General features: G+C 71.3%; 7 protein-coding genes. 2 read left to right on the forward strand and 5 right to left on the reverse strand.

Translation table 11 applies throughout. The features are described 5' to 3' along the window. Positions 1–189: 189 nt before the first annotated feature. Complete coding sequence (locus GWI24_RS35090) at positions 190–558, reverse strand: STAS domain-containing protein (protein WP_198280435.1); 369 nt, start codon at positions 556–558, stop codon at positions 190–192. Positions 559–811: 253 nt separating this feature from the next. Between GWI24_RS35090 and GWI24_RS35095 the strand changes: the two genes are divergently transcribed. Continuing rightward, positions 812–1759, forward strand: coding sequence for an RNA polymerase sigma factor SigF (locus GWI24_RS35095; protein ID WP_210950084.1), 948 nt, complete (start codon positions 812–814; stop codon positions 1757–1759). Between the two features lie 115 nt (positions 1760–1874). Here GWI24_RS35095 and hutI read toward each other — a convergent pair whose 3' ends face one another. The 4 genes from hutI to hutU form a co-directional block, all read right to left on the reverse strand. Continuing rightward, positions 1875–3053, reverse strand: a complete 1179-nt coding sequence (gene hutI / locus GWI24_RS35100) for an imidazolonepropionase (protein WP_210950085.1) — start codon at positions 3051–3053, stop codon at positions 1875–1877. Positions 3054–3097: 44 nt separating this feature from the next. Beyond that, positions 3098–4534, reverse strand: coding sequence for a formimidoylglutamate deiminase (locus GWI24_RS35105; protein WP_247617300.1), 1437 nt, complete (start codon positions 4532–4534; stop codon positions 3098–3100). Continuing rightward, on the reverse strand, positions 4531–5718 hold the full coding sequence (locus tag GWI24_RS35110) for an allantoate amidohydrolase (RefSeq protein WP_210950087.1): 1188 nt from the start codon (positions 5716–5718) through the stop codon (positions 4531–4533). Before GWI24_RS35110 ends, GWI24_RS35105 begins: the two co-directional genes overlap by 4 nt. 128 nt (positions 5719–5846) lie before the next feature. Beyond that, the gene (hutU, locus tag GWI24_RS35115) at positions 5847–7508 is read right to left on the reverse strand and encodes a urocanate hydratase (protein ID WP_210950088.1); all 1662 of its coding nucleotides are present in this window, start codon (positions 7506–7508) and stop codon (positions 5847–5849) included. Positions 7509–7738: 230 nt separating this feature from the next. Between hutU and GWI24_RS35120 the strand changes: the two genes are divergently transcribed. Then, positions 7739–8707, forward strand: a 969-nt coding sequence (locus GWI24_RS35120; RefSeq protein WP_210950089.1) for an NADP-dependent oxidoreductase, incomplete at its 3' end; no start/stop codon positions are given.

Raw genomic sequence — 8707 nt, forward strand, 5'->3', positions numbered from 1 at the left:
GCTCATCAGCGCTTCACCTCACCGATTCACCGATTCAGGGACAAGGGATACCTGATCTCTTCAACAGTTTCAGCCTGTCTCCTGCCCGGCCATAGCGTGAGAACACCCACTACTTCCGCCCCATCGATGTGACGCGGGCAACGCATCGATGACACATCGATGACACGCCGGAAACAGGAGTGAGCTATGTCACTCGACCAGGGCGGCGTCAAGCGACTCATGCACGGTAAAGACGGCATCCGCGCCCGTGATCTCGAACACCCGGGCAACGATCGGCAACATTCCGGCCAGGTGGACGCCGCCGCCCGCGGCCTCGGCCTTGAGCCGCGCGCCGAGGAGGACATTGAGCCCGGTGGAGTCGCAGAACTCCAGCTTCGAGCAGTCCACCACCAGCCGGACACGTCCCCCCTCCACGCATTTCTCAAGCGGCTCGCGCAGCACCTCGGCGGTGTGGTGGTCCAGCTCACCCACCGGCGTGACGACCGCACTCGCCCCATGGTGCCGAACCTCGACCTGAAGCCGGCCCTTGCTGGCGCTGCCGACCATCCCGCGGTCCATCTGCGCACCTCTTCTGGCGTCTCGTTGCTTTCGATTGCGCGCATCGAACCCTACGCCTTCTACCCGCTGCTCTGGTAGCCGAACATTTCGCATAGTTCGGCAAATATGGACAACGTGGACTTGCCACTTGGTGGCCGATGCAGGTAGGCGTAGAGAGTCACACCCGCTTACGGCCCGGCTTTGGAGGCGCCGCTCACCGGAGCAGCACGTCATGGCACCGGCAGCCATATGCCGAAGAACGATGGAGGAGACTATGTCACCCCGCCTCGACGACACGCGTACCGAACCCTCGGGGAGCACTCGGACCACCGTTTCGTCGGCCCCCCTGCCCGAGCAGTTCACCCCCGACGTTGACGCCCCGGCGACCGTTGGCCACCTCATTGATGAACTGCCGGAATTGTCCGACCTGCCGGAGATACCTCCTTATGACACGGTAGCACCGGTGGACGCGAGGGCTCTGTCGAAGACCCTCTTCGAACGTCTCGAGGTGCTGGAGGAAGGCACCCACGAGTACGCCTATGTGCGTAACACCCTGGTCGAGCTCAACTTGGCGCTGGTCAAGTTCGCCGCCTCCCGGTTCCGCTCCCGCAGCGAGCCGATGGAGGACATCGTCCAGGTCGGCACCATCGGCCTGATCAAGGCGATCGACCGCTTCGAGGCCGGCCGGGGCGTGGAGTTCCCGACCTTCGCGATGCCGACGATCGTCGGTGAGATCAAGCGCTTCTTCCGCGACACCAGCTGGTCGGTGCGCGTGCCGCGGCGCCTCCAGGAGCTCCGTCTCGACCTGGCAAAGGCCGGCGACGAGCTGGCCCAGCGGCTCGACCGCGCCCCCACCGTCGGCGAGTTGGCCCAGCGGCTGGACATCAGCCCGGCCGAGGTCGTCGAGGGCATGGCCGCGAGCAACGCGTACACCGCGAGCTCGCTGGACGCCCAGCCGGAGGAGGACGACTCCGAGGGCGCGCTCGCGGACCGGATCGGATACGAGGACCACGGGCTCGAAGGCATCGAGTACGTCGAGTCCTTGAAGCCGCTGATCGCCGATCTGCCCGCCCGCGACCGGAAGATCCTCTCCCTGCGCTTCGTGGCCAATATGACGCAGTCGGAGATCGGTGAGGAGCTGGGCATCTCCCAGATGCATGTCTCGCGGCTGCTGTCGCGCACCCTCCGTCGGCTCCGCAAGGGTCTGATGATCGAGGAGTGACGCCTCCGCAGACGGATAAGGGCCCGCCCCCGGATCACCGGGACGGGCCCTTATCCGTGTGTCCCGCGCTTGATCCGTGTGCCCTGCGGCGCCTGTACGGGTTCCTGCCGTGCCGTCAGATCAGGGTGCCCTCGTGCCACACCGCCGAGACCAGGGGCACGCCGGGGCGGTAGGCGAGGTGCACATGGGACGGGGCGTCCAGCAGCGCCAGATCGGCGCGGGCGCCCGGGCTCACCCGGCCCACGTCGGTACGGCGCAGGGCCCGCGCCCCACCGGCCGTGGCGGCCCACACCGCCTCGTCCGGCGTCATCCCCATCTCCCGTACGGCCAGGGCGACGCAGAACGGCATGGAGCTGGTGAAGGACGAGCCCGGGTTGCAGTCCGGGGACAGGGCGACCGTGACGCCCGCGTCGAGCAGCCGGCGCGCGTCCGGATAGGTCGAGCGGGTGGAGAACTCCGCGCCCGGGAGCAGGGTGGCCACCGTCTCCCCCTGGGCCAGCGCGTCGACGTCCCTATCGGTCAGATGGGTGCAGTGGTCGGCCGAGGCGGCGCCCAGCTCGACCGCGAGTTGCACCCCGGGGCCGTAGGACAGCTGGTTGGCGTGGACCCGCGGGATCAGCCCGCGCTCCTTGCCCGCGGTCAGCACGGCGCGGGCCTGGTCGCCGTCGAAGGCGCCCTGCTCGCAGAAGACGTCGATCCAGCGGGCGTGCGGGGCGCAGGCGTCCAGCATCGGGCCGGTGACCAGATCCACGTACGCGGCCGGGTCGTCGGCGAACTCGGGGGCGACGATATGCGCCCCGAGGAAGGTCACCTCGTCGGTGTGGGCACCGGCGATGGTCAGGGCGCGGGCCTCGTCCTGCGAGGTCAGCCCGTAACCGGACTTGATCTCGACGGTCGTGGTGCCCTGGCGGCGCGCCTCGGCCACATAGCGGCCGACGTTGGCGTGCAGCACGTTGTTCGAGGCGGCGCGGGTGGCGGCCACGGTGGTGCGGATTCCGCCCGCGCTGTACGGGCGGCCGGACATCCGGGCGTTGAACTCCTCGGTCCGGTCGCCCGCGAAGACCAGATGGGAGTGGGAGTCCACAAAGCCCGGAATGGCGGCCCGGCCACCGGCGTCGACCCGGTTGTCGGTGGCGGGTGCTTCGCTGGACTCACCGACCCAGGCGATGCGGTCGCCGTCGATGACGACGGCCGCGTCCCGGATCAGACCGAGGGGGCCTTCACCGAGGGAGGGGTCATTGGTGACCAGAGTGGCGATGTCGGTGATGGCCGTCGTGGGCGTCGCGGTCGTCATCGTGGGGGTGCTCTCCTTCGTCGGCCGTGCCGGTAGCGGCCGGATCACGGTCCGTGCAGGGCTTCGATGGCCTCGGCCAGCGCTTGCGGCACACGCGGGACGAGCTGATGGGCGCCGTCCCGTACGACATGGCGGCCGCCGACCACGGTGTGCCGGACATCCGCGCTGGTCGCCGCGAATACGGCGGTCTCCACTCCCAGCCGGGGCGGCGGCCCCGCGGTGCGCACCGAGTCCAGCGCGATCGTGGTGAGGTCGGCGAGCGCCCCCACCTCGATCCGGCCCGCCTCCGCGCCCCAGCCGAGCGCCGCATGACCGTCCACGGTGGCGGCCCGCAGCAGCTGGGCCGCGGTCCAGTGGCCCCGGGCGCGGGTGCGCAGCCGCTCGTCCAGCTCCATGGCGCGGGCCTCCTCCAGGATGTCGATCACGGCATGGCTGTCGCTGCCCAGCGAGAGCGGTGAGCCCGCGCTCTGCAGTTCGACGGCCGGGCCGATCCCGTCGGCGAGGTCACGCTCGGTGGTCGGGCACATACAGACACCGGTGGACGTGTGGCCCAGCAGCCGGATGTCGCCCGGGGTGAGATGGGTGGCGTGCACGGCGGTGGTCCGCGGGCCCAGCACCCCGTGGTCGGCGAGCAGCCGGGTGGGGGTGAAGCCGTGTGCCTCCACACAGGCGTCGTTCTCCGCAGTCTGCTCGGAGAGATGGACGTGCAGGGGCGCCGTGTGCTCGTCGGCCCAGCCGGACACGGTCGCCAGCTGGTCGACGGGGACGGCCCGCACCGAGTGGATCGCCGCGCCGATGCGGGTGTTGCCGTCGGCCTTCAGCCCGGAGACCCGTTCGGCCCAGGCTTCGGCGGTGCCGTCGGAGAAGCGCAACTGGTGCTCGTTGGGCTCGGCCCCGAAACCGGAGGAGAGATAGCAGGTGTCGAGCAGGGTGATCCGGATACCGGCCTCGGCCGCGGCCGCGATCAGGGCCTCCCCCATCGCGTTGGGGTTGCCGTAGCGGGCGCCGCCGGGCGCGTGGTGGAGGTAGTGGAACTCCCCGACGCAGGTGATCCCGGCCATGGCCATCTCGGCGTAGACGGCTCGGGCCAGCTCGAAGTAGCTGTCCGGGGTCAGCCGGTCGGCGACGCCGTACATCACCTCGCGCCAGGTCCAGAAGGAGTCCGGCGCGCCCTTGCGCTGCTGGTCCGCCCGGCCGTTCGCCTCGTCTCCGGTCTCGCCTCCCGTCTCGCCTCCCGTCTCGCCGTCCGCCCTGCTGTCCGCCTGGACGACGCCGCGCAGGGCCCGGTGGAAGGCGTGGCTGTGGGCGTTGGCAAGGCCGGGGAGCGTCAGACCACGGAGGGTGACGGACCCGGCGGGCGGCCGCGGACTCCCGGGCACCACCGCCGTGATCCGCCCATTGGCCGCGGCCACGATCACCACGTCCGACCGCACGCTTCCGTCCACCCAGGCGTGCTCCGCCCAGTACCTCTGCGCCGTCAGTGACACGCCAGGCCCTCCAGTACCTCCGCGAGTGCGGCCACACCGGCGAGGCAATCGTCCTCGCCCGCCGTCTCCGCGGGTGAATGCGAGACGCCGGTGGGGTTCCTTACAAACAGCATGGCCGTCGGAACCGACGCGGACAAAATGCCGGCGTCGTGCCCGGCCCCGGTGGGGAGGATCGGGACGCCGCCGAGCAGGCCCGAGAGCTGGTCACGCAGGTCGTGGGCGAACTCCACGACCGGGGTGAAGGACTCCCGGGTGACCCGGACGTCCACCCCGTCGCGCTGTCCGCGCTCGACCGCGGCGCGCTCGATCTCGCCGACCACGGCGGCCAGGGTCTCCTCGTCGGCCGCGCGCGAGTCCAGCCAGCCGCGGACCAGGCTCGCGATCGCGTTGACCCCGTTGGGCTCGACGCTGACCTTGCCGAAGGTCGCCAGCGCCCCGGCGAGCTTCGCCTTCTTACGGGCGGCGAGGACGGTGTTGGCGTAGGTGAGCATCGGATCGCGGCGGTCCTCGATCCGGGTCGTCCCGGCGTGGTTGGCCTCGCCGTGGAAGTCGAACCGCCAGCGCCCGTGCGGCCAGATCGCGGAGGCGACGCCCACGGGGTCGGTCGTGTCCGCGAGGGCGCGCCCCTGCTCGATGTGGAGCTCGACGAACGCGCCGATGCGGGCCAGCCGCTCCGGGTCGGGGCCGATGGCGTCCGGGTCGTAACCGGCGCGCTCCATCGCCCGGGGGAGGCTCAACCCGTCCGCGTCGCGCAGCTCATGCGCCTGCGCGACGCTGAGCTGCCCGCTCGTCAGCCGGGAGCCGACGCAGGCCAGGCCGAAGCGGGCGCCCTCCTCATCGCCGAAGTTGACGATGGCGAGCGGTTTGGTGGGGCGGGCGCCCCGTGCTCGTAGCTCGTCGAGGGCGGCGAAGGAGGAGACGACGCCCAGCGGGCCGTCGAAGGCGCCGCCGTCGGGGACGGAGTCGAGGTGGGAGCCGGTGACGACGGCCTCTCCCGCAGTGGGGTCACCCAGCCAGGCCCATTGGTTGCCGTTGCGGTCCACTTCGTAGGTGAGGCCGCGGTTCTGGGCTTGCTCCTTGAACCACGTTCTGCAGTCGGCGTCCGCGTCTGTCCAGGCGTAGCGGCGGTAGCCGTTGGTCGTCTTGTCGCGGCCGACCGGCTTCAGGTCCGCCCACATCTCGTGGAAGGAAACGGGTGTGGGCAGTCGTTCCGCAGGGGCGGAACGGGTGGGCACACCCGCACCCGCGGTCGGCGACGGCGCCCCGCCCCCCGCATGGGTTTCCGCAACCGGATGACGATCGCCGCTCACGCTTCGTCCTCGCGCATCGGGATCCGCACGCCTCGTTCCCGCGCTACCTCATCCGCTCGGTCGTAGCCCGCGTCCACGTGGCGGATGACGCCCATGCCGGGGTCGTTCGTCAGGACGCGGCGGATCTTCTCGCCCGCGAGCGCCGTGCCGTCGGCGACCGTGACCTGGCCCGCGTGGATCGAGCGGCCCATGCCGACGCCGCCGCCGTGGTGGATGGAGACCCAGGAGGCGCCCGAGGCGACGTTGACCATGGCGTTGAGCAGCGGCCAGTCGGCGATCGCGTCCGAGCCGTCCAGCATGGCCTCGGTCTCGCGGTACGGGGAGGCCACCGAGCCGCAGTCCAGGTGGTCGCGGCCGATCGCCAGCGGTGCGGCGAGCGTGCCGTCGGCGACCATCTCGTTGAAGCGCTCGCCCGCCTTGTCGCGCTCGCCGTAGCCGAGCCAGCAGATACGGGCGGGCAGCCCCTGGAAGTGGACCCGCTCCTCCGCCATCTTGATCCAGCGGGCCAGCGACTCGTTCTCCGGGAAGAGCTCCAGGATCGCCTTGTCCGTGGCCGCGATGTCCTTCGGGTCGCCGGACAGGGCCGCCCAGCGGAACGGGCCCTTGCCCTCGCAGAAGAGCGGCCGGATGTAGGCGGGGACGAAGCCGGGGAAGGCGAAGGCGCGCTCGAAGCCCGCCAGCTTGGCCTCGCCGCGGATCGAGTTGCCGTAGTCGAAGACCTCGGCACCCGCGTCCATGAAGCCGACCATGGCTTCGACGTGCCGGGCCATGGACTCGCGCGCCCGCTGGGTGAAGTCGGCGGGCTTCTCGGCGGCGTACGAGGCCATCTCGTCGAAGTCCACGCCGACCGGCAGATACGACAGCGGGTCGTGGGCGCTGGTCTGGTCGGTGACGATGTCGATCGGGGCGTTCATCGCGAGGAGCTGCGGGACCAGCTCGGCCGCGTTCCCCAGCACGCCGATCGACAGGGGGCGCCGGGCGTCCCGGGCCTCGGTCGCGAGCTGGAGCGCGTGGTCCAGGCTGTCGGCGCGGACGTCCAGGTAGCGGTGGTCGATACGGCGCTCGATGGCGCGCGGATCGCAGTCGATGCAGATCGCGACGCCGTCGTTCATCGTGACCGCCAGCGGCTGGGCGCCGCCCATGCCGCCGAGGCCCGCGGTGAGGGTGATCGTCCCGGCCAGGGTGCCGCCGAACTTCTTCGCGGCGACCGCGGCGAAGGTCTCGTACGTGCCCTGGAGGATGCCCTGGGTGCCGATGTAGATCCAGGAGCCCGCGGTCATCTGGCCGTACATGGTCAGGCCCAGCGCCTCCAGGCGGCGGAACTCCTCCCAGTTGGCCCAGTCGCCGACCAGGTTGGAGTTGGCGATCAGCACCCGAGGCGCCCACTCGTGGGTCTGCATGACGCCCACGGGGCGGCCCGACTGGACCAGCATCGTCTCGTCCTGCTTCAGCGTGCGCAGGGTGCGGACCATGGCGTCGAAGGAGCGCCAGTCGCGGGCCGCCTTACCGGTGCCGCCGTAGACGACGAGCTTGTCGGGGTGCTCGGCGACCTCCGGATCGAGGTTGTTCTGCAGCATCCGCAGGGCGGCTTCCTGCTGCCACCCCCGGGCGCTGAGCTCTGCACCACGCGGCGCCCGTACGGGTCGCGGTCCTGTCATGGGCCAAGCCTCCCTGTGCCATCAATTGGTTCGACTGCATGGACTGCATCGACTGGATCGAGTTATTCACATCTTGATGCCGATGAATATGACTAGTCAATACCGTGGGGCTCCGCATACGCCCGGGTGGTTCAGTGGCGCGGGCTCCCGTGCTGGTCGCGGCCAACCCGCCCTGGGCCACGGGGTAGCGTCACCAGGTCGTGTCCCCCACGCCCGCCGAGGAGCCCTTCGTGTCCCTCCCCGCCACCCACCGCGAGGTCCGTCTGGCGACCCTGCCCGATGGGGAGCTCACCCCCGGCCACTTCGAGGTCGTCACCGCTCCCGTCCCCACCCCCGGCCCCGGTCAGGTGCTGGTGCGCAACCGGCTGATGAGCATCGCCGCCGTGATGCGCCCGCTCACGCCGGCCGACCCGGACGCCTTCGGCCTCCCCCAGCTGCTGCACAAGGCCGGCGAGGTGATGCGGGGCGCGGCCCTCGGCGAGGTGGTCCGGGCGCCGGGCACGGATCTCGTCCCCGGGACCCTCGTCCGTCACCGCGCGGGCTGGCGCGAGTACGCGGTCCTGAACGCCCCCGAGGTCTCGCCCGTCGACCCCGAGGTGCTGCCGGACCCCGCCGCCCATCTCTCGCAGGGGTTCACCGCCTGGCTGGGGGTGGTGCGCGGGGCCGGGGTGCGGCGCGGCGACACGGTGTTCGTCACCGGCGCGGCGGGCGGAGTGGGCTCCCTGGCCGGGCAGTTCGCCCGGCTGCACGGCGCCGCGCGGGTCATCGGCTCCACCGGCTCCCGGCACAAGGCCGACCGGCTGACGCGGGAGCTGGGCTATGACGCGGTCGTCCTGCGGGGCGCCGGATCGATCGAGGAGCAGCTGCGCGCGGCCGCCCCTGACGGCATCGACGTCCTCTTCGACACCGTCGGCGGCGAACAGCTGCGGGCCGCCTTGGCGCTGGCCCGCCGCAACGCCCGGTTCGCCCTGGTCGGCGCGCTGGCCGCACAGCTCTCCGACGACGCGCTGGCCCCGACCGCGATCAGCACCCTGGCCTTGATCACCCGGAGCATCACCCTGCGCGGCATCAGCGCGGTGGACCACCAGGACGCCATGCCCGCGTACCTGAGCGAGTTCGGCCGGGCGCTGCGCGAGGGCGCGCTCACCTACCCGTACACCCGGCTGACGGGGATCGACCAGGCACCGGGCGCGCTGTGC

Origin of the sequence: Streptomyces sp. MK37H, assembly GCF_018035285.1 — a bacterium.
Classification (GTDB): domain Bacteria; phylum Actinomycetota; class Actinomycetes; order Streptomycetales; family Streptomycetaceae; genus Streptomyces; species Streptomyces endocoffeicus.

What these genes read in the sequence shown, in the direction of transcription:
- GWI24_RS35090 (WP_198280435.1), bottom strand. Translation starts at nt 558, where the DNA reads ATGGACCGCGGGATGGTCGGCAGCGCCAGCAAGGGCCGGCTTCAGGTC.
- GWI24_RS35095 (WP_210950084.1), top strand. Translation starts at nt 812, where the DNA reads ATGTCACCCCGCCTCGACGACACGCGTACCGAACCCTCGGGGAGCACT.
- hutI (WP_210950085.1), bottom strand. Translation starts at nt 3,053, where the DNA reads ATGACGACCGCGACGCCCACGACGGCCATCACCGACATCGCCACTCTG.
- GWI24_RS35110 (WP_210950087.1), bottom strand. Translation starts at nt 5,718, where the DNA reads ATGTGGGCGGACCTGAAGCCGGTCGGCCGCGACAAGACGACCAACGGC.
- hutU (WP_210950088.1), bottom strand. Translation starts at nt 7,508, where the DNA reads ATGACAGGACCGCGACCCGTACGGGCGCCGCGTGGTGCAGAGCTCAGC.